This is a genomic window from Acinetobacter sp. UBA991, from assembly GCF_002292065.1.
Lineage (GTDB): Bacteria > Pseudomonadota > Gammaproteobacteria > Pseudomonadales > Moraxellaceae > Acinetobacter > Acinetobacter higginsii.
This window is the reverse complement of the sequence record NZ_DBBF01000015.1, coordinates 96323-117815: the sequence shown is the minus strand read 5'-3', so window position 1 is coordinate 117815 and position 21493 is coordinate 96323. Positions and strand designations below refer to the sequence as shown.

The 21493-nt window shown below is 40.6% G+C and carries 16 protein-coding genes and 1 tRNA gene; 13 read left to right on the top strand and 4 right to left on the bottom strand.

Features of this window, described 5'->3' with window-relative positions:
- Positions 1-73 precede the first annotated feature (73 nt).
- A complete protein-coding gene (locus B2727_RS06620; protein ID WP_033133621.1) occupies positions 74-1591 on the bottom strand; it encodes an outer membrane protein transport protein in 1518 nt (505 codons plus the stop codon).
- A 488-nt stretch (positions 1592-2079) separates the two neighbouring features.
- On the opposite strand from B2727_RS06620, the gene kdpA reads away from it, so the two are divergent.
- The 8 genes from kdpA (at position 2080) to B2727_RS06580 (ending at position 11703) form a co-directional block, all read left to right on the top strand.
- Complete coding sequence (gene kdpA, locus B2727_RS06615; protein WP_033133620.1) at positions 2080-3777, top strand: potassium-transporting ATPase subunit KdpA; 1698 nt, start codon at positions 2080-2082, stop codon at positions 3775-3777.
- A 16-nt stretch (positions 3778-3793) separates the two neighbouring features.
- Complete coding sequence (kdpB, locus tag B2727_RS06610; protein WP_033133619.1) at positions 3794-5806, top strand: potassium-transporting ATPase subunit KdpB; 2013 nt, start codon at positions 3794-3796, stop codon at positions 5804-5806.
- Positions 5807-5815: 9 nt separating this feature from the next.
- Positions 5816-6451, top strand: coding sequence for a potassium-transporting ATPase subunit KdpC (gene kdpC / locus B2727_RS06605; protein WP_033133618.1), 636 nt, complete (start codon positions 5816-5818; stop codon positions 6449-6451).
- Positions 6452-6463: 12 nt separating this feature from the next.
- On the top strand, positions 6464-9115 hold the full coding sequence (locus B2727_RS06600; RefSeq protein ID WP_033133617.1) for an ATP-binding protein: 2652 nt from the start codon (positions 6464-6466) through the stop codon (positions 9113-9115).
- A gap of 11 nt (positions 9116-9126) precedes the next feature.
- Positions 9127-9825: a response regulator gene (locus tag B2727_RS06595; RefSeq protein ID WP_033133616.1), complete on the top strand. Its 699-nt coding sequence runs from the start codon at positions 9127-9129 to the stop codon at positions 9823-9825.
- A gap of 146 nt (positions 9826-9971) precedes the next feature.
- Complete coding sequence (locus B2727_RS06590; protein WP_033133615.1) at positions 9972-10643, top strand: CsgG/HfaB family protein; 672 nt, start codon at positions 9972-9974, stop codon at positions 10641-10643.
- Between the two features lie 17 nt (positions 10644-10660).
- Complete coding sequence (locus B2727_RS06585; RefSeq protein WP_005205995.1) at positions 10661-11029, top strand: DUF4810 domain-containing protein; 369 nt, start codon at positions 10661-10663, stop codon at positions 11027-11029.
- Complete coding sequence (locus tag B2727_RS06580; RefSeq protein ID WP_005205993.1) at positions 11026-11703, top strand: DUF799 domain-containing protein; 678 nt, start codon at positions 11026-11028, stop codon at positions 11701-11703. The genes B2727_RS06585 and B2727_RS06580 overlap by 4 nt, the downstream gene beginning before the upstream one ends.
- Before the next feature lie 59 nt (positions 11704-11762).
- Here B2727_RS06580 and B2727_RS06575 read toward each other — a convergent pair whose 3' ends face one another.
- Positions 11763-13223, bottom strand: a complete 1461-nt coding sequence (locus B2727_RS06575; RefSeq protein WP_033133614.1) for a coniferyl aldehyde dehydrogenase — start codon at positions 13221-13223, stop codon at positions 11763-11765.
- Between the two features lie 156 nt (positions 13224-13379).
- Here B2727_RS06575 and B2727_RS06570 point away from each other — a divergent pair, with 156 nt between their 5' ends.
- The 5 genes from B2727_RS06570 (at position 13380) to B2727_RS06550 (ending at position 19879) form a co-directional block, all read left to right on the top strand.
- Positions 13380-14426 carry an AraC family transcriptional regulator gene (locus tag B2727_RS06570; protein WP_033133613.1) on the top strand — a complete coding sequence of 349 codons (1047 nt, stop codon included), beginning with the start codon at positions 13380-13382 and terminating at the stop codon, positions 14424-14426.
- Between the two features lie 481 nt (positions 14427-14907).
- Complete coding sequence (locus B2727_RS06565; RefSeq protein ID WP_005205988.1) at positions 14908-16245, top strand: CitMHS family transporter; 1338 nt, start codon at positions 14908-14910, stop codon at positions 16243-16245.
- A 141-nt stretch (positions 16246-16386) separates the two neighbouring features.
- Positions 16387-17526 (top strand): porin, encoded by a 1140-nt coding sequence (locus B2727_RS06560; protein ID WP_033133612.1) that lies wholly within the window; start codon positions 16387-16389, stop codon positions 17524-17526.
- A 213-nt stretch (positions 17527-17739) separates the two neighbouring features.
- Positions 17740-18300, top strand: a complete 561-nt coding sequence (locus B2727_RS06555) for an undecaprenyl-diphosphatase (RefSeq protein WP_005322644.1) — start codon at positions 17740-17742, stop codon at positions 18298-18300.
- Positions 18301-18466: 166 nt separating this feature from the next.
- Positions 18467-19879 carry a glutamine synthetase family protein gene (locus tag B2727_RS06550; protein ID WP_033133611.1) on the top strand — a complete coding sequence of 471 codons (1413 nt, stop codon included), beginning with the start codon at positions 18467-18469 and terminating at the stop codon, positions 19877-19879.
- 45 nt (positions 19880-19924) lie between these two features.
- Here B2727_RS06550 and B2727_RS06545 read toward each other — a convergent pair.
- Positions 19925-19997: transfer RNA gene (locus B2727_RS06545), tRNA-Arg, on the bottom strand.
- A 69-nt stretch (positions 19998-20066) separates the two neighbouring features.
- Positions 20067-21425 carry an amino acid permease gene (locus B2727_RS06540; protein WP_004803037.1) on the bottom strand — a complete coding sequence of 453 codons (1359 nt, stop codon included), beginning with the start codon at positions 21423-21425 and terminating at the stop codon, positions 20067-20069.
- Between the last annotated feature and the right edge of the window lie 68 nt (positions 21426-21493).

Here is a 21493-nt window from a genome sequence, read left to right as displayed (position 1 = left end):
TCTTTAACTTCCTAAGCCCCAAACATAATAAAAAAGGTCATCCTAAGATGACCTTCTCTTTTCTAAAAATTGATTAGAATTTATAACCAATTTTTAAGCCATATGCGAGCGCATTGTTGTCTTCAAACTTCGCAACATAATCATTGCTACCTGCTTGAGCACCAGTTTGTGCCTTAGCATCACCTAACCAGAAGTATTTTACACCACCAGCGATGAATGTAGCAGGGGTTGGGCTATATTGAACACCAACACCAACATTCCAGTAGCCTTCTGTTGGGCCTAAAGTTGTTACAGGGTTACCTGCGCCAGAATCCCAACCCACAGAAACGTTACCAGCCCACTGTTCACTCAGTTTACGACCAACACCAGCGTTTACAGACCATTGGTCATCTGAATATTCAACTAGGTTAAAACCATTTGCTTTACCTGGTACTAGGCCTGCACCACCTAATACTTTAGATAACTCGCCAAATTTATATGGTTGAATAGAGAAGTCTTTCCAGTTCACCCAACGAACGTTTGCAAATGCAACAGTGTTCGCCATGATACCAGTCTGGAAATCTAAGTTAACAGATTGAGGAGTCGTAATTTTTGTTTTCTTATCAGCATTTAATCCTGCAAGTTTAGTTGGATCAACACCTAAACCTGTAAGTACGTTTGTTAAACCAGGAAAAGCTAATAAAGATAAATCTTCTTTGATGTTCACATCGTGATCGATTTCTGAACGGTAAGTTAAAGAAGCTTTTAACGCAATTTCAGGAATTTGGTATGCAGCGCCTGCTAACCAACCCACACCAGTTGTTTCTTTAATATTTGCATCATAACCATTGTAAACGCTGTAAGCTTCACCACGAAGGCTAACATTACCTTTTACAGTTTGAAGCACTGGACCCGCATAGAAATTCAGGTTTTTATTTGGTTGGAATCCAAAAACCATAGAAAGGTTTTGAGTGTCAACTTCAACTTGTGTACTATTTGAACCTGTGCTTGAGCCAAGGTAGCCTTTTGCTGCATTTAACGCTGCTTGAGTTTGTTGTAGTTTTTGAAGACCAGCACCTACGGCAGCATTACCACCTAGTGCAACTCGTTGTAATGCACCTAAAATTTCTTGTTGAGTAGGATTTGTTGGGTCTTTTGCAACTTGTTGAAGAGCTGGTCCGAATGAAGAACCAGCAGCTTGAACTAACTGACCAACAGATTTGGTTGATAAATCGTTTAGAGATTTTTGATTTAAAACACCGTCAGTTGGGCTAGAAACGAATACATTGTTACCAGTATATTTTGCATCAGCACCAAATGGTTGATCATAAATAAGACCAAAAGAAATGTTGTCAGTCAGTTGCAGTTTTAATGCTGCGCTAGGGAAATAATAATCATCACCTATATCGCCAATTTTACGAGTAGTTGCTGAGGTACCAGCTTCCTGACCTTTAACTGTTGGGTCTAGAACCGAAAGACCAGCTTCAAAATAGTTACCCGGCTGTAAAAATGCAGACATAGATTGACCTGAACGGTCTAACGCTGCTGCAAAAACTCCAGTTGCAGGTAGCGTTGCTAAGATCATGGCAGTGCTAAGATGTTTTAATTTCATTGTAATCTTTCCTTGAACTTCAAGATTCTTAAGTGTTAAGAAGCTATGATCTGACAACAAAAAAGTTATCTATCGTGATTGGCTATAACTTCATGTAACAAAAATACCATAATTAAAATAAGAGTAAATGTTCTAAATGAACTAAGCAGTACGCTGGATTAGATGAAAATGGATAAAAATAAATCTTAAAAAATTTATATACATATGTGTTTTTATTTGTAAAATAATGATAAATATAAATTATTATTTTAAAATAGTAATCGTTCTTTTTTGCATTTTTCCCAAAAAAGTTTTTTATTTGGTCAAAGATTTTTTGTAAAAAATGAGATTTATTTCTCCATATTTTCTTTTTAGGTAAAAATTTCAGCGCATTAGAACATCGTTGAATAATTTTACGCAGAATTTACGTCTACTGGTTTTTTCAATATAGAGAATTTACGTCCTTCATTTCCATACTAACGCTAACCTATTTTTAAATGGCATATGCTATGTGGGAATTTATCTCTGTATTTGTCCTTTCATTACTGCTGGCTTATCCGCTCGGTGCTTATCTTGCAGATGTGATGCAAGCAAAGCCAATGAAAAGTGACGCGTTGTTTAAATGGATTGAACAACCCATTTATGCTGTGTTGGGTGTTAAGCGTAGTGGAATGAATTGGCGGCAATATTTAACGGCATTTGTGCTCAGTAATATTTTACTGCTCGCTGCAAGTGTCACTATTTTAATGACTCAAGCATGGTTACCACTCAACCCTGATCATATTCCAAATATGAATTGGGATCTGGCTTTACATACCAGCATTTCATTTCTGACCAATACCAACCAACAACACTATTCAGGACAGGCTCAACTGTCTTATCTATCGCAAATGACAGTCATTGTTGGATTGCAATATTTATCGCCAATTATTGGGCTGGCTTTGTTGGTGGCAATGTTGCGAGCTTTATTTTTGCAATCAGGTCGAGAAGAAGGCTCGGATAAAAAAAATTGGAATACGATTAATTTAGGTAATTACTGGATGGATATCGTCCGACCATTATTTAGATTCTTTATTCCATTAGGTCTTATTTTTTCTTTGCTACTCACTTTTCAAGGCGTGCCTGCAACACTATCTGCCGGTCCAACCGCACAGGTCTTGGATCAAAGCACAGAAGTAAAAAACCAACATATTCCATTGGGTCCTGTTGCGCCGATGGTGGCGATTAAACAATTGGGGAGCAATGGTGGTGGCTGGTATGGTCCAAATAGTAGTGTGCCTTTAGAAAATCCAACGCCGTTATCCAATGTGATCGAGATGATCGCGATCTTACTGATTCCGTTGTCGGCAGTATTTATGGTCGGGCGCTTTATTCAACGCAAGAAATTGATGTGGATGATTTTTGGCAGCATGTTGCTGATGTCGTTGGCTTCAACCTCATTAACGTTGTGGACTGAAAAATCATCTTTAAGTGTTAATGCCGCGTTTATGGAAGGGAAAGAGCTTCGTTTCGGTGCGGATGCATCTGCATTATGGGGAAGTTTGACCACGCAAGTGAATAACGGTTCGGTCAATATGATGCATGATTCTGCCTCACCACTGACAGGATTGATTGAGCTGTGCAATATGTTGATTAATGCCATTTGGGGCGGGATTGGTTGTGGCTTATTGCAGTTCTTTATTTACCTGTTTCTTGCTGTCTTTATCGCGGGCTTGATGACGGGGCGTACTCCTGAGTTATTTGGCCGAAAAATTGAAGTGACTGAAATTAAGTTGTTAGCACTGGTGATTCTATTACAGCCGGTGGTGATTCTTGGCTTAACAGCCATCGCCATTGCATTTCCATCGATTACAGGGAATTCAAATCCAGCATTTCACGGCATCAGCCAAGTGTTTTATGAGTATGTCTCTGCTTATGCCAACAATGGTTCTGGTTTTGAAGGTTTAGGCGATAACACTCTGTGGTGGAATCTGAGTGCCAGTGTCGCGTTATTGGCAGGTCGTTACAGCGTACTGATCATCCCTGTGTTGATTGCAGTCAGTTTGGCTACCAAAGCTCAAGCAACAGAAAGCAAAGGTTCTTTACATATTGAGTCACCGACATTTGCACTGACCTTAATCGGGATCGTGTTAATTCTCACCTTATTGCAATTCATGCCAGTGTTGGTGATTGGGCCAATTGCTGACTACTTGTCTATAAAAGTTTAAGTGTGGAGCAAGCACAATGAAACATTCAAATGCGACACAACAAATGGATATTTTGAATAAAGAAATTATTCAACAAACCTTTCATAAGCTGTTACCACAGTATGCTTTTAAAAATCCAGTGATGGCCTGTGTCTGGGTGGGAACAATCTTAACCATTATTGCAACCTTGATGGGTAGTGCCAGTTTAGGTTTTGGTTTGGTACTGAGCTTGATTCTATTGGTGACGGTCTTATTCGCCAATTATGCAGAAGCGGTTGCAGAAGCCAAAGGTCGCGGACAAGCCGCATCATTGCGTCAGGCCCGTGAAAACTTAACTGCAAATCGTATCCTCGATTTAAATGCGGTACCGAATACCATTTCTGCCAATCTACTTAAAAAAGATGATCTTGTCGTTGTTAAAGCAGGTGAGATAGTCCCTGCGGATGGTGAGATTATTCAAGGCTTTGCCACCATCAATGAATCAGCCGTTACTGGTGAATCTGCACCTGTACTCCGTGAAGCTCATACCGATCGTTCAGGCGTGATTGGCGGTACCAAGGTCTTGTCCGATGAAATTATTATTCGGGTCAGTAATGAAGCTGGTCATAGCTTCTTAGACCGTATGATTGCTTTGGTTGAAGGTGCCAACCGCCAAAAAACACCCAATGAGATCGCACTGAGTATTTTGCTCAATATCATGACCATTACCTTTATTGTGGTGGTGGCGACATTACCATTCATTGGTTCCATGGTTGGGATCAAAATCAGTATGGTTTTGTTGATTGCACTGTTGGTATGTTTGATTCCAACCACGATTGGGGGCTTGTTGCCTGCAATTGGGATTGCTGGGATGAACCGTGCTTTAAAAGCCAATGTCTTAGCCAAATCAGGTAAAGCAGTTGAAGTTGCGGGTGATATTGATGTGTTGCTGTTGGATAAGACCGGCACGATTACCTATGGCGACCGCCAAGCGACTGCTTTTTATCCATTGGCGGGCGTGAGCCCAAGTGAATTGCGCCAAGCAGCCATGCTAACTTCTTTTGCTGATCCAACTCCTGAAGGTAAATCCGTGGTGAGTTTAGGTAAAGAAATGGGAGAGAGCATTCGTGAGCCTCAAGATGCCGAATTCATTCAGTTTAGTGCCTCGACACGTTTATCTGGGGTGGACTTAGTCACGGGGCAAAAGATTCGTAAAGGTGCCGTGGACGCGATTCTTAAATTTACCAACCAAGAAATCAAGGATAACGTTGAGCTTAAGACTCGTGTCGAACAAGTGGCATCAAAAGGTGCAACCCCGCTTGTGGTGGCTTCGAATCACAGCATTTTAGGGGTGATTGAGCTCTCGGATGTAATCAAGTCTGGGATTAAAGAACGTTTTGCACTGTTACGTGAGATGGGTATTAAAACCATTATGGTTACAGGAGACAATCCGTTGACTGCAGCAGCGATTGCCGCAGAAGCGGGTGTGGATGATTATATTGCAGAGGCCAAACCTGAAGATAAATTGGCTTGCATCCGTAAAGAACAAGCCGCAGGTAAACTGGTGGCAATGGTGGGTGACGGTACTAATGATGCACCTGCATTGGCTCAGGCTGATATTGGCTTAGCCATGAATTCAGGTACTCAAGCCGCAAAAGAAGCAGGCAATATGGTGGACTTGGACTCCGACCCAACCAAACTGTTGGATGTGGTGGAAATTGGGAAACAGCAATTGATTACCCGTGGCGCCTTAACCACCTTTTCTCTGGCAAATGATGTCTCCAAATACTTTGTGATCTTACCTGCACTGTTTGCAGTAGCAATTCCACAACTTGGGGTATTGAATATTCTGCAACTCAGTAGTCCAAGCAGTGCAGTAATTTCGGCCTTGATTTTTAATGCACTGATTATTCCGATGTTGATCCCATTGGCATTGAGAGGGGTGCAATTTAAACCCGCCAGTGCATTGCAATTGTTACGCCGTAATATGCTGATTTACGGTGTAGGTGGCGTGATCTTTCCGTTTATTGCGATCAAGTTGATTGACCTTATTGTGTCATTGTGGATTTAGGAGTGAGAGATGAATACTTTATTGAATCATGAGCAATTGAATAAACAGGACCTACCATTATCCAATTCAGTGCATGCAATTTTACGTCCAAGTCTTGGTTTGATTGTGGTCGGATTTGTGATCGCTGGGGTCTTATATTCTACTGCGAGTGTATCGATTGCTCAGTTGATTTTTCCGAAGCAGGCCAATGGCAGCTTAATCGAACTTGATGGCAGAATTGTTGGTTCAAGTTTGGTGGGGCAAAATTTTGTTGGTGAACAATATTTCCATGGCCGCCCTAGTGCGGTAAGTTACAATGTTGATGGGATGGCAGGCAGTAATTTGGCGGTTTCTAATCCTGACTTACAAAAACAAATGAAGGAAAGAGCCGTGCAATTTGCTCACAATAATCACATTTCAGAACAGCAGGTACCGAACGATATGGTTACGGCATCAGGCAGTGGGATTGATCCTGATATTTCACCTGAGAGTGCATTATTACAAGTGAAACGAGTGGTACAACAACGCCATTTAGCAGAGCAGCAATTGCGAGATTTAGTGCAACAACAGATTCAGCCTGCACAGCTTAGTTTATATGGGCAAGCACGAGTCAATGTACTGCAGTTGAATCTAGCCTTAGACCAATTGTCATCTACACCTCGTTAGTAGAGTCCACTTATGCAGATCGACCGTAATCACAAAGCAGATGCATGGCTGGCACATAGCCAGCGTGAACAGTCTGGACGTTTGACCATTTTCTTGGGTGCAGCACCGGGGGTTGGTAAAACCTATGCCATGCTGACTCGAGCACATGAATTGATGCAGCAAGGGCAACATGTGGTGGTTGGGATCGTAGAAACTCACGGTCGATCTGATACCGAGCGTTTGATTCAGGGGCTTAATGTTATTCCTAGAAAGACGTTGGAATATCAAGGGCGAATGTTGGAAGAGATGGATCTTGATCAAATCCTCAAATTAAAGCCTGAAATTGTGCTGGTGGATGAACTCGCACATCGTAATGTTCCGAATAGCCGGCATGAATATCGCTGGCAAGATGTCAATGAATTACTGGATGCAGGCATTGATGTTTATAGCACTTTAAACATTCAGCATCTAGAAAGTCTGAATGATGTGGTTTATCAAATTACAGGGATTCGGGTCAATGAAACTGTTCCTGATGCGTTGCTAAAACGATTAAAAGACATTCGCTTAGTGGATCTACCTGTTCCAGAACTATTAGAACGCATGAATCATGGCAAAATTTATTTAGCCGATGTTGCACCACATGCACTGCAAGGTTTTTTTAAGCCCGCACATTTAACTGCTTTACGTGATTTAGCGATTCAAACCGTTGCAGGGCAAGTTGAAATTGATTATCGGGAGAAGTTTGTTGCACAAGGGCAGATTATCCCGATTCAAAATCATGTGATGTTGGCGATTGATGGATCAGAATTTTCTGAAGATCTGGTACGGCGGGCACATCGCATTGCAGAAAGACGCAATGCAATCTGGAGTGTGATTTCGATTCAAAAGAGCCAGAAAACCACAACACAGACATTAGCCGTGACCAAAGCATTCAATTTGGCACGTAAGCTGGGGGCTGATACTTATTTGTTACATAGTAATCATATTGCATCGACCATTTTACAAGCAGCTTATGATTATGGTGCGTCCAATATTTTACTCGGGAAAAGTCCTAAAAAGTCACTCTGGCAGCGTCTATTTTCAGACCATATTGCTGATCAACTTTTAGAAAAACAGCATCCATTTGAGATCACTTTTGTTCAACCCTTAAAAGTTAAAAACAATAATGAGGCTAAGCCACAGACAGACAGGATTTATGCTTTTTGGTTAGAACAAGGCTTGGCATTTAACCCACGAGAGATGATCGAAAGTATTTTGATTGTTCTATTGGGATTGATTGCGGCAACTGTGAGTGATCATTTTATTGGTTATAGTGAACTGGCTTTAATCTTTGTGGTCACCGTGCTTATCGTGGCGATGCGAGCAAGGATGTTTATCACCATTATCAGCGTCCTGATTTGCTTCTTGCTGTATAACTATTTCTTTATTGAACCACGATTTACGCTTCGAATTAGTGCTGAGCGTGGGGTGATGACCATCATCATTTTTATCATTTCGGCATTGTTAGTAGGGCGTTTAGCCAATCAATTACGTGCTCAGGTACTGAGTTTACGTGCAGCAAATTCAGTTTCTTTGCAGCTACAAGAATTGGAGCGGAAACTATCGAGCTGCGTCGATATTGAACAAGTCTTAAATGTCGCTAAGCAGCATTTAGAAAGTTCTTTAAATGCAGCCGTTTGGCTTCGGATCGGAACACAAGAGTTAGGTGATCACTCTTTATTTAATGAAAAAGATCAGATTGCAGCAAATTGGACCCAAAAAAATGCTAAATCTTGTGGACGTTTTACCAATACATTAACGCAATCCGAATGGTGGTTTAATCCACTTAATCTGGTCGGTGGATTTGGGGTGATTGCGATCCGCTTTCATCAAAATGCAGAAAACATTAATTTTGAACAACAACGCCTTGCAGAATTGATGATTGATGATATTGCTCAAACCGCTTCTCGTGTACAGTTGTCCTTACAGTTGGAAAATTCCCGTGTGGTGGCTGAAACTGAAAAGTTACGTTCAGCTCTACTTTCATCTGTTTCGCATGACCTACGCTCACCATTGGCAGCAATGATCGGTTCTGCTGATAGTCTGAAATACTATGGCGAGCAAATGTCCGAGGAGGACCGACACGAATTGTTAGATACCATTCATGTAGAAGGTGAGCGTCTGGATCGTTATATTCAAAACTTACTGGATATGACCCGACTCGGCCATCAAGGTTTGAGTCTCAGTCGAGACTGGATTGGGGTGGATGAGCTGATTGGCTCTGCGACGCAACGGCTGAAGCGTTATCAACCCAAGGTCAATATTGATGTCACAATGACAGATGACTTGCCGCAATTGCATGTGCATCCTGCTCTGATTGAGCAGGCTATTTTTAATGTGCTGGAAAATGCAGCCAAGTTTTCACCAGATGATATCCCGATTGAAGTACATATTCAGCAGGATGACGGTTATCTTCAAATTGATATTATCGACCAAGGTGTTGGCATTCCTGAAGAGGAGAGAGAGCAAATCTTTGATATGTTCTATACCATGCAACGTGGTGATCGGGGCAAAACAGGAACGGGCTTAGGCCTCGCCATTGTCCAAGCCATTATCGGTGCACATATGGGCAGTATTGAAGCTTTGGCTGGCACATATGGTCAGGGCAGCTTAATTAGAATACGATTACCACTGCATCAGGATTAAAATTATCATCTATGCCACAAACATTAAATTCTCAAGCATCAATTCTGATTATTGATGATGAGCCACAAATTCGGAAGTTTTTGGATATTGCCTTACGTGCACAGGGCTATCAGGTGCATGTGGCTGAAAATGGTATGAAAGGGCTGGAGACTTTGGCGACGCGTGGTGCTGATTTGTTGATTCTGGATCTGGGTCTGCCGGATATGGATGGACAGGCGGTATTGCTTGAGTTGCGACAATGGTCAGATATTCCTGTGATTGTCTTGTCGGCCCGCCCAGATGAAAATCAAAAAATTAAACTGTTAGATGCAGGCGCGAATGACTATGTTACCAAGCCGTTTAGTATTCAAGAACTCTGTGCGCGTATTCGGGTGATGTTCCGCAATAAGCCACAACAGGCAGAACACAATCTGATGTTTAATGATGGACAGCTCTGGGTTGACGTGGCTGAACATGCAGCCAAACTGGCAGGCGAGGACATTACTTTAACCAAAAAAGAATTTCAGTTGCTGACTTTATTGATTCGTCATCAGGGTAAGATTGTCACACAAAAACAAATCATGACCGAGCTATGGGGCATTACTCATGAAGAGGATACCCATTATCTTCGTATCTTGGTGAAAAAGCTTAGAACCAAAATCGGTGATTCTGCTGTGACGCCCAAGTATATTTTTACTATTGCGGGTGTAGGGTTACGTTTTTGCGAATAATCTGGATTAAGTTGAGCTAATTGGTTGGATTATAAAATTATTTATGATGATTTAAAGGTGGAGCTTGAATTGTAAAATGTTAGATAGTTCACAGTTTTTAAGCTATAATTTTCACGTTTTTTAATCTTTATTTTGATCGAGCGACAATGAAAAAATTATTAGCGGTTACAGTATTCAGTGCTTTCGGCTTAATGGCCTGCTCAACAACAGAAACATCCAAATCAATTCAAAGTCCTCAAGTGACAGCAGCAGTACAACAGATTAAATATAACGGGGTAAAAGTACCTGTTTCGATTGGTAAGTTTGATAACCGTTCAAGTTATATGAGAGGTATCTTCTCTGATAATGTTGACCGTCTTGGTGGGCAGGCGAAAACTATTTTAGAAACGCATTTACAGCAAACGGGTTATTTCTCGGTTCTAAATCGTGATAATTTGTCTGAACTTAAACAAGAAGTGGGATTTAGCAACAGCACTCAAAGCATTAAAGGTGCACGTTATGTGATCACTGGTGATGTGTCTGAATTTGGTCGCAAAGAAGTGGGTGATCAGCAATTATTTGGGATTTTAGGGCGCGGTAAACAGCAAATTGCTTATGCCAAAGTGAACTTGAATATTGTGGATGTAAAAACCTCAGAGATTGTACATTCAGTACAAGGCGCGGGTGAGTATGCATTGAGTGCGCGTGAAGTACTCGGTTTTGGTTCTACAGCCTCTTATGACTCAACCTTGAATGGTAAGGTGCTTGACTTAGCGGTACGCGAAGCGGTCAACAATTTGGTGACTGATATTCAAAATAATCGTTGGACTGCGCAATAAGGCTGGACCGCTGTAAAATGAAAAAAATTCTGTTCAGCAGTCTGATGACGATCGGCTTGGTTGGCTGCGCTGCGGGGCCTCAACCTTTATATAGTTGGGGCTCTTATACACAACAGACCTATCTGATGTATAGCCAGCCAGAAAAAGCCACACCCAGTGCACAAATCATTAAGTTAGAAGCGGAAATTGAAAAAGCCAAAGCGAAAAATTTGGCTGTTCCACCAGGCTTATATGCACATCTAGGATGGCTATCTTTACAAGTGAATAATGCGCAAAAAGCAGTTGAATATTTTCAATTGGAACGACAAGTTTATCCTGAATCTACGGTATTGATGGATCGGTTGTTGCAGAAGATGGGTGCCAATGGGGGAATTGCAAAGCCATGATCAAGGCATTTTTAGTTTCAAACCTTGTGCTTGCAGGCTTACTGGTTACAGGCTGTGCTTCATCTCCAGCGGTAAATAAGGATATGACGGTGTATAAACAGCATATGCCGAAATCTATTTTGGTATTACCGCCCGTTAACGATTCTCCTGATGTAAAGGCAACTTATAGCTATTGGCCGACAGTCGTTATGCCTGTTGCTGAAGCGGGTTACTATGTCTTTCCAATTTCTGTTGTGGATTCGATGTTTAAAGAGAATGGCGTGACCAATGGTCATGACGCGCAAAGCATTTCAACACAGAAATTGAAGGAAATCTTTGGTGCTGATGCGGCTTTGTATATTCGAATTAAAGAATATGGTTCTCAGTATCAAGTCATTCAAAGTGTTGCAACGGTGAGTGTGGAAGCAAAACTGGTCGATTTAAACACCAATGAGACGCTTTGGTCGGGTGAAAAGAAAGCCGTGCAATCGAGCAATAGTGGCAACAATGACTTACTCACAGCACTGGTCGGGGCATTGGTTGAACAAATTGCGGGGAGCTTAAATGATCGTGCTTATCCCTTGGCAACGATTGTAAATACCCAACTCTTTACCCCGACGCAGCATAACCCTGGTTTGGGTTTGCTTTACGGACCTCGTTCACCGAAATACCAACAAGATGGCGTAGTGAAGTAATTCATGTTTCATTTGCAGAATAAAAAAGCCTCTTGATGAGGCTTTTTTATTATCGAATCTTATTTAATATTTGGATCACCTTGTTTCAAGAAGAAACGTAAGGCGAGTTTCTGTACCCAAGTACCATAAGGTGGATAGAACAGTTGGGTTGGGAAGAAGCGATGACGTGCAAAAACAGTTTTTGCATGGGAAAGCTCACGGAAACCTTCTTCGCCATGATATGTGCCCATGCCCGAGTTTCCGATTCCCCCAAAAGGTGCATCATGATTGACCACATGCCAGCCCCAATCATTTAAGGTTACACCGCCTGAATGAGTCTGCTTTAAGACATAATCACGTTCATTAGCATCGTGGGTAAAGAGGTATAAGGCTAATGGTCGTTCACTCGCTTGAATATAATCAATTGCATCATCCACTGTACCGTAAGCAACCACAGGCAAAACTGGGCCAAATAACTCTTCTTTAAGAATCCGCATCTCTGGGGTGCAATTGAGGACGATATGCACTGGCATACGACGTGCATCTTTGTCACGATCATATTCACCACAGGCAATGATTTGAGCGCCTTTGGCTTTGGCATCATCTAAGATATCGAGTAAACGTTTTAGATGACGATCATTCACAATCGAAGTGTAGTTTGTATTTTGGCTAATATTATTGCCATACATCGTAGTGAAATTTGCTTGGCATTCTGCAACGAATTGATCCACTTTTTCTTTTGGCACCAGTGCATAGTCGGGCGCAACGCAGATCTGACCACAGTTGGTCGCTTTACCATGTAAAACGCGTTTCGCTGCATCAGCAAGCGGATAGTTGCGGCTGACTAATGCTGGGGATTTACCACCAAGTTCTAAGGTGACTGGGGTTAAATTATCTGCTGCCGCACGCATGACCACCCGACCAATTGCTGGTGAACCTGTAAATACAATATGGTTGAAGGGCAGCGAGGTGAATTGTGCTGGATCAAGGATCTCTTCACCAAAAACAGCTACTTCATCTTCACTGAAAATTTCAGCCAGCATCCGTTTAACTACAGCATTGGTTACTGGAGTCACTTCAGGTAACTTGATCATCACCCGATTGCCTGCTGCAATTGCGGCAATTAAGGGTCCCAAGGCTAAATAAACAGGGAAGTTCCATGGAACAATAACACCCACTACACCTTTAGGCTGGTATTGCACACGTAGGCGATTCGATAAAAATAGCAGTTCAGTGCTACGTTTACTTGGTCGCATCCAACGGCGGACATGACGAATGGCATGTTCTGCTTCAAGCACTGAACCGAGTAAATCAAGCAGTTTTGATTCATCCACTGAGCGTGAACTAAAGTCGGTATTAATTGCAGTCGCAATCACATCTTGATAACGAATAATTTGTTTTTTTATTTGCAATAATTTGGTACGTCGAGCATCGAGATCTGGGTAGGGCTTGGCATCAAAAGCAGCACGCTGTTGCTTAAACACCGAATACATATGTTCGGTTGCAGGATCACTGAATTGTTGTGAAGTTGAAAGTGTCATTGTTGCTCCTTTCATGCTTATTAGTAGAATAGACTTTATGATTGATGAGATTTGTAGTCGATGTTAAATTGAGACAACAAAAGGTAATTTAGTGCCATTATGCATCATCACTCAAGGGATGAGGTGAAAAAATGCGTAAAACAGGATGTGAGCCCGATGCTGATTGAAGCGCGTTATGATCAAAATCAATTGGCTCAAGGTACGCCGATTTTAGGTCTAACCAGTCTGCTGGAAGCCATGCAACAGCAAGGTTATCGTTTGGATGAGGTTTTAGCGGGCATAGGCATTTCTCAAGATGCGCTGAATAGTGCAGCTTCTCATATTTCCCCCTATCAAAAATTACAGCTTTTTCAAACCATTCAGCGTTTATCTAAAGATCCGCTGATTGGCATGCGGGCTGGGCAAAAACAGCGACTATCGGACTTTGGCGTTTATGGTTATGCGCTGTCTTCCTCTCGTAATTTCCAACAGGCTGTAGAGTTTGGTATTCGTCATATCAAACTCGCGGCACCTGTACTCAAGAAAAGCTTTTCGATTCAAAAGCAAGTTGCCATTTTTGAAGGTCATGAAATTATTGCGCTGGGTCAATTATTGCCTTTGGTGTGTGAGTTTTGGTTTAGTTCAATGCAAACCCTGATTGAATGTGTATTAGAGGCACCATTTCAGGCCAAAAAACTGTTACTGCCTTATTCTGCGCCTGACTATGCAGATGAATATGAAAAAGTCTTTCGCTGTCCTGTGGAATTCGATGCAGAGGTAATGCAATGGCATTTTGATCTTGATTGGCTCGATAAACCTTGTCCGAATGCCAATCCGATTACTGCAGATATGTGTCAATCCTTTTGCGAAAGGATGTTGGGGAGCGATGATGATGAACAAGAACCCGATTTAGTCCGAACGATCCGTCTGATCTTATTAGATGCAGTGGGCAGCTTTCCGAGCGCACAAGAGATTGCTGATCAATTGCATTTATCCAAGCGAACTTTATACCGCCGTTTGTCAGATGCTGAAGTCAGTTATCAAGAGATTTTAGACAGCACCAGAAGGCGACTTGCAGATGAATATTTGGCAACAAGTTTGAGCATTGATGAAATCGCAGAACGCTTAGGATTTTCTGATACCTCAAATTTTAGAAAAGCCTATCGTAATTGGGTGGGGGTTTCACCAAATGAATATCGAGCCGATAAAAATAAGATAATTTAGTTTAAAAAATAGGTTTTATTCTCAAAATATGAATTTTTTAATTTAATTTTAATATCACGCGATAATAATGATGATTGTAATTGTTGGAATGTTCATAAATAGCTATTTATTTTAAATACGATAGAAGTTTTATAAATGAATGATATTTGTTTTAATTATCATTTAATTAAATATGTTATTTTTTAATCAAAAAATGCACCATAATATTGCATTAAGTTTTTAAATATATAGCATTTTGATTAGTTATTCTTCATGGTTTTTGATCGATTGATCTATATTTTTTAATAAAAACATATTAATAATTAGAGTCTTATATTTAAAAGTATATTTGTATACTTTTAAGGTATTTTTCATGTGAATGGCTATGTTCACTATATAATTAAATTAAATGAATTAGCTAAAGTTAAATCGCATAGAATCTGTGCTGGATTAGGGTAGGTCTACCCATTAAAAAAATTTATTATGCTAAGGATTGCATTCAATGCTGACTTTTTTAGGTATCAGCATGATCATGTGCTTTATGTATTTGATCATGTCAAAACGTCTCAGTGCATTAGTTGCATTAATTTTAATCCCATTCATATTCGCTATTATCGCTTGGGGCTTAGGTTTTTATTTTGACAGCTTAAGTCATATTCAATTGGCCGAACTTGGCAATACCATGTTAGAGGGTATTAAAAAGCTCGCACCAACAGGCGTTATGCTTCTTTTCGCTATTTTATATTTTGCCTTAATGATTGATTCTGGGTTATTTGACCCTTCGGTAAGATGGATTTTAAAGAAAGTAAAAGGCGATCCATTAAAAATCACTTTGGGTACAGTTTTTCTCACATTATTGGTCTCTTTAGATGGCGATGGTTCAACCACATATATGATTTGTGTGGCAGCAATGATGCCGCTTTATAAACGAGTCGGTATGAATCCACTGATCATGACTTGCTTGATGTTGCTTTGTAGTGGTGTGATGAATTTGACGCCATGGGGTGGACCAACAGCACGTGCTGCGAGTGCACTTCAAGTCGATGCCAGTGAAGTCTTCATTCCAATGATCCCATCAATGATTGTGGCGGCTGCTTGGTTATTCTTCTTGGCTTATATGTATGGCATGTATGAACGCAAACGTTTAGGCGTGATTGAACTTGTAGACATCAGCCATGCAGATGATATTTCGATTTCAAAAGATCCAGAAGCTCAACGTCCACATTTACGTTGGTTTAACGGTATTTTAACCTTAGTCTTGATGGCATCTTTGGTAAAAGGGATTTTACCAATGTCGATCTTATTTATGCTGGGTTTCTGTATTGCATTGGTGGTGAACTATCCGTGTGTCAACATGCAGAAAAAGCGTATCGCCATGCATGCAGACAGTGTCTTAGCGGTAGTGGGGGTAATCTTTGCTGCGGGTGTTTTTACAGGGATTTTATCGGGCACAGGTATGGTTGAGGCCATGTCTAAAGGTTTCGTTGCGGTGATTCCACCGAGCATGGGACCTTATTTGGCACCGATTACGGGCGTATTAAGTATGCCTTTAACCTTCTTTATGTCAAATGACGCCTTTTATTTTGGTGTCCTACCGATTTTGGCAGAAGCAGCATCACACTATGGCATTGCACCGGTTGAAATCGCACGTGCGTCGATTATTGGACAACCGATTCATTTATTATCGCCATTGGTTCCTTCAACCTACTTACTCTGTGGTTTGGCTGCGGTAGAAATGGGGGATCATCAGAAATTCACGTTGAAATGGGCATTTATTACTTGCTGCGTGTTGATGGGCAGTGCCTTAATATTTGGTGTATTTCCATTTTATAATATGTAAATCAAATTGTTATAATGCTTTTATATTCATGAGAATATAAAAGCATACTTATTTACGCATTCCCACTTAATTCTAAATTTTGCTTGAAACACAGCGAAATAGAGATTTTTTACACTTTTTTAGATGGTTAGGAACATAACAATGAAGATGAAAATTGCACTCGCGACGATGATGAGTATTGCGACCTGTTCTGCATTTGCAGCACAAAAATTTTATGGAGAGATTGATGCCAGTATTGATTATCTACCAGAAAAAAATGCAAATTCGGCAGATCATGATGTTTGGAAAGTAAATAGTAATAGTTCATTTGTTGGAATTAAAGGTGAAGAAAAATTAACCGAAAATTTGAGTGCAGTTTATTTAGCAGAATGGGCATTTTATGCGGATGGCGACAAAACTGATTGGTCGCAACGTAATCGTTTTGTCGGATTAAAAGATGATCGTTTTGGTACAGTCAAAATCGGTAAACATAATACACCGTTAAAAGATTTATCCAGTCCTGTAGATAGTTTTAATAACTATATTAGTAATAAAGCAGATATCACCGGCATTATGACGGGTGAAAACCGTGTCAATAATGCGGTGGTGTATGATTCTCCTGAAATTGCTTTGAATGGCGGTAATCTGGAAGCCAGTGTCTTGCTTGCAACAGGGGAAAGCCGTGGGATTGAAGATGACAAACGTGGTGGGGTGAATACCGCAGGGCGTGGCTTAGGGGATGCATGGTCTGCATCATTGAGCTATAGTCATCCGGTATTCTTAGTCGGTGTCGGCTATGACAAAGCCATTCCAAGTGATTTCTTGGGGCATGGTCTATTAAATGCAGCTGAGACTGAAACGCAAGTGGATGAAGTGTTCGCTGCTGCGAATACCGTGCGTGTGATTGGTCGTTTGACACCAATTGAAGGGCTTGCCATAAAGGCTCTTTATCAGACATCAAAGATTGTAGATAAGCCGGGCAATAAAGTTGTTGATCCAACAACTTTAGATCCAGAAGGATTTATTCGTAATATTGATGATTCACAAGGTTGGCTGATTGGTGCGGAATACAAATTACCGAAGCAATCGAAATGGACGGTAAAGGCACAATACAGCCAAAACAGTACCAGCTTTAAAAGCAATGAGGCGGATTTCGATGCCAAGCAGTTATTGCTTGGTACAGACTATTCATTTAACAAACAAGTGAAAGTCTATGGCTATGCTGGATACTCAACATTCGAGCAAGCAAGCGCTAAAGACAAGCAACCGATTGCGGGGACTGGTCTAGAATTTAAGTTCTAAATTTCAGTGAATTAACATCAATAAATAGGGTAACTTTGTCCTATTTATTGGTGGCTTTATTTGAAGGGTTTTTCTCGTTGATAAAGCAAGGCTTGACTTAATTCCTTTTAGGATATGTGAATAATAAAATATAAAAATTATTAATAATTTCTTCATTATTCTCCTGTATATTGAGCGCATTGATCTTCATGGATAGTGTGGATAGAAAAGGAAATGATTTTTAAAGATTTAAATATCTCTTTGTTTAATAGTATAAATTCTTTTGCAAAGGAGCATGCCGCGCTAGACAAGGCCGCAATTTTTTTGGCGGAGGATTTAAATACGGTACTGATCAGTTTTCTGGTATTTTTATTGGTCATCCAATGGAAAACATATCATCTTTTATTTGCCAAAACTTTAGTGATTGTGCTGTTTTCTTTACTTTTAAGCGACATTATTGAATTCTTTTATCATCATCCTCGCCCATTTCAAATTGACTTAGGTCATAAGTTAATTGGCCATGGTTCAACTTCATCTTTCCCAAGTCAGCATACGATAACGGTTGTGATTATTGGCTTTTCTTATTGGATGGCGGGCTTTAAAAAGATTGGTTTGATCGGATTATTGTGTAGTGTAGTTGTCGGTCTATCGAGAGTTTTTGTCGGTGTTCATTTTCCCTTTGATGTGATTGGTTCTTTTGTGATTGGTTTTATGCTGGTGGTATCAGTCAATTATGCACTGAAAGAATTGGCAATTAGAATTAGACGTATAAAGCCAGTTCAATTGATGGATTGATATCTGGCCTAAATGAATTTATAAAAAACGGAGCATTGCTCCGTTTTTTATTGTCCGAGTTATAAGAAATTTATTCGATTACCCCAAGAGTTTACGCACTGTTTACGTTACTTCTACCCAAGCCTCAACTAAGCTAAATTTATCTATATAACTTGAGCTTTCAGCTATGAGTGCTGTACTTGTTGAGATCAATCATCCATCTGCGCTTAAAAAGTATATTCAAACGGCAATCTGCAACAATGATATTAATGGTGTTACGCTAAAAAAACGATTTATAGAAGAAGTTGAAACTTATTTAAAACATTATCCACAGACTCAACACGTCGATATTTATTTATGTGACTTAAATGGACATTTACGCGGTAAACGTATAGATGTCGGTTGCCTCAAAAATCTGAGTAAAGGCTGTTATTTTCCATTGTCGATTTATGCTATGAGTTTGGATGGCAAAGTGATTGAAGAGACAGGACTCGGTAAATATATTGGAGAGCCTGATCATTTATGTGAACCTGTTTTAGGCACATTGAAACCACACGCACTTGAGCCAGAAACAACAGCCCAACTACTGCTCAGTATGAAGGATGATCATCAGCAAGATTGCGTATTTGAACCTCGCAATATGTTGAAAAAAATCCTCTCTCAACTTCATGATAAAAGTTACTTTCCCTGTATCGCTGCCGAAGTCGAGTTCTATCTGCATCCCTTAAGTGAGGCTGATGAGGTTGAAGAAACCATGAGCCAATGCTTTGATATTAATACCTCCGATCATTATCAAAATATTCTGAATGAGATCGAAGCAGTCGCAAAACGACAGCGTATTCAAATTACAGGAATCGTTTCTGAATCCTCTTCAGGTCAGTATGAGATTAATCTGCAACATACAACGGATCTATTGAGCTTATGTGATCAGATTATGTTGCTGAAAAGAAGCATCAAGCAGATTGCGAATAAGCATGGACTACGTGCAAACTTCCTTGCCAAGCCTGATATGCATAAGGCGGGCAGTGGTATGCACTTCCATATGAGTCTTTTAGATCAGAATCAGGAGAACCTTTTTAGTTCGGCGCAAGAAAAAATCTCTGACAATTTATTAAAAGCGGTGAGTGGATTACTGTTATTGATGCCTGATTCAATGGCGATTTTAGCGCCTAATTTAAACTCTTTTAGACGCTTTAAATTTGGCAATCATGTGCCACTTGAAGCCAATTGGGGGCTGAATAATCGAAATGTGGCGATTCGAATTCCATGTTCAGATCAAGAAAATCAGAGACTGGAATACCGCGTGGCAGGAGCTGATTGTAATCCTTATTTGGCTGTCGCTATAATTTTGATAGGTACATTGCATGGTCTAACACAGGGATTAGATATTCCAAAGCAAGCGCATCAGTTAAAACTGAAAAGTGAGCATGTATTCTTGCCGACTGAGCAAATGCAAGCATTGCAATTATTCCAAGCCAATTCGGTTTTAATCGAATACTTAGGAACGGACTTTGCCACGCTTTGGTGTACGCTAAAGCAGGCAGAGTATCAAAGTGTTTATAGCCAAATTACTGCCATTGAAAAGAATTGGGATATTTAGCAGCTCAATGTGCTGCTGCAATATAACTAAGATGCTGATGGGTTATGCGCTCAGCGGGACTCGAACCCACGTCGGTCGCTTAGGAGGCAACTGCTCTATCCAGTTAAGCTATAAGCGCATAATTTTATGATTATAAACAAAAAAGTGATTGCAGAAGCAATCACTTTTTAATGAAACCGATTAACTGTTAGTTTTCAGTTTTGCGATTTAAAAACTTATAGAAAATAAACATGGCGACGATCCAGATCGGAATCATCAGTACAGATTCTTTGAAGCCTTGTTGCCACATGATATACAGCACTACAGCAATAAAACCTAATACCAAATAGTTACTAAATGGAGACCATAAAGCAGGGTAAGAGGTTTTAATTTGAGCTTTTTTGATATGACTTCTATATTTCAAATGGGTCAAACTGATCATGGCCCAGTTTAAAACCAGTGCACCAACAACCACATACATCAAATGTCCAAGTGCATCTTCAGGTACAAAGTAGTTTAACAAGACACAACCAAAGATCAGGAATGCCGAGAGCAGGACTGCTGGAACAGGGACGCCTTGTTTATTGGTTTTGGTAAAGATTTTTGGTGCATTACCTTGTTGAGCTAGGCCAAATACCATACGGCTATTGGCATACATACCACTGTTGTATACAGATAATGCTGCTGTCAGGATAATAAAGTTAAGTAGGTGGGCTGCCCAACCAATCCCCATTTGACTGAAAATCATCACGAATGGACTTTTATCTAAGCCACCTAAGTCCAATTGGTTCCAAGGCACAAGTGACAAGAGAATAGCAAGCGAACCCACATAGAACACTAAAATACGAATCACCACTTGGTTAATCGCTTTAGGAATGGTGGTCTTTGGATCTTTGGCTTCTGCTGCGGCCATACCAATCAGTTCAATACCCCCGAAGGCAAACATCAAGAAAGCCAGCATATAGAACAAGCCATCGAAGCCATGCGGGAAAAAGCCGCCATGTGACCACAGGTTGCTAAATGAGGCTGTTGAATTTGCATCCGCAGTGAAGAGCAAGAATAGACCAAACAAGATCATAGCAACGACGGCAGTTACCTTGATGATCGCTAACCAGAACTCTGATTCACCATAGAATTTAACATTGGTTAGGTTCACTGCCGTAATCACGACAAAGAAGAACAATACAGACTGCCAAGCGGGGATTTGTGGCCACCAGTAATTAATGTATTTACCTACTGCCGTTAGCTCAGTCATTGCGACAAGGATATACAGTACCCAATAATTCCAGCCAGTGATAAAACCTGGAAATTTACCCCAATACTTATAAGCAAAATGGCTAAATGAACCTGCAACAGGTTCTTCAACAATCATTTCACCTAAATGACGCATGATTAGAAAAACAATCAAGCCGCCAATCGCATACCCCAAAATAATAGATGGCCCAGCAGACTGGATAATTTGCGCAGAACCTAAAAATAAGCCCGTACCAATCGCTCCACCCATCGCAATGAGTTGGATATGGCGGTTTTTTAGTCCACGCTGAAGTTGAGAAGAATCGTTGTTCAAAGGACTGAGCTCGACGAGGAATTAACTGGATTATTCTAATAGATTCAAAGATTTTCGCCTAGTAAAAG

Coding starts and splice junctions, on each gene's coding strand:
- B2727_RS06620 (WP_033133621.1), bottom strand. CDS start 1,591: ATGAAATTAAAACATCTTAGCACTGCCATGATCTTAGCAACGCTACCT.
- kdpA (WP_033133620.1), top strand. CDS start 2,080: ATGTGGGAATTTATCTCTGTATTTGTCCTTTCATTACTGCTGGCTTAT.
- kdpB (WP_033133619.1), top strand. CDS start 3,794: ATGAAACATTCAAATGCGACACAACAAATGGATATTTTGAATAAAGAA.
- kdpC (WP_033133618.1), top strand. CDS start 5,816: ATGAATACTTTATTGAATCATGAGCAATTGAATAAACAGGACCTACCA.
- B2727_RS06600 (WP_033133617.1), top strand. CDS start 6,464: ATGCAGATCGACCGTAATCACAAAGCAGATGCATGGCTGGCACATAGC.
- B2727_RS06595 (WP_033133616.1), top strand. CDS start 9,127: ATGCCACAAACATTAAATTCTCAAGCATCAATTCTGATTATTGATGAT.
- B2727_RS06590 (WP_033133615.1), top strand. CDS start 9,972: ATGAAAAAATTATTAGCGGTTACAGTATTCAGTGCTTTCGGCTTAATG.
- B2727_RS06585 (WP_005205995.1), top strand. CDS start 10,661: ATGAAAAAAATTCTGTTCAGCAGTCTGATGACGATCGGCTTGGTTGGC.
- B2727_RS06580 (WP_005205993.1), top strand. CDS start 11,026: ATGATCAAGGCATTTTTAGTTTCAAACCTTGTGCTTGCAGGCTTACTG.
- B2727_RS06575 (WP_033133614.1), bottom strand. CDS start 13,223: ATGACACTTTCAACTTCACAACAATTCAGTGATCCTGCAACCGAACAT.
- B2727_RS06570 (WP_033133613.1), top strand. CDS start 13,380: ATGCTGATTGAAGCGCGTTATGATCAAAATCAATTGGCTCAAGGTACG.
- B2727_RS06565 (WP_005205988.1), top strand. CDS start 14,908: ATGCTGACTTTTTTAGGTATCAGCATGATCATGTGCTTTATGTATTTG.
- B2727_RS06560 (WP_033133612.1), top strand. CDS start 16,387: ATGAAGATGAAAATTGCACTCGCGACGATGATGAGTATTGCGACCTGT.
- B2727_RS06555 (WP_005322644.1), top strand. CDS start 17,740: ATGATTTTTAAAGATTTAAATATCTCTTTGTTTAATAGTATAAATTCT.
- B2727_RS06550 (WP_033133611.1), top strand. CDS start 18,467: ATGAGTGCTGTACTTGTTGAGATCAATCATCCATCTGCGCTTAAAAAG.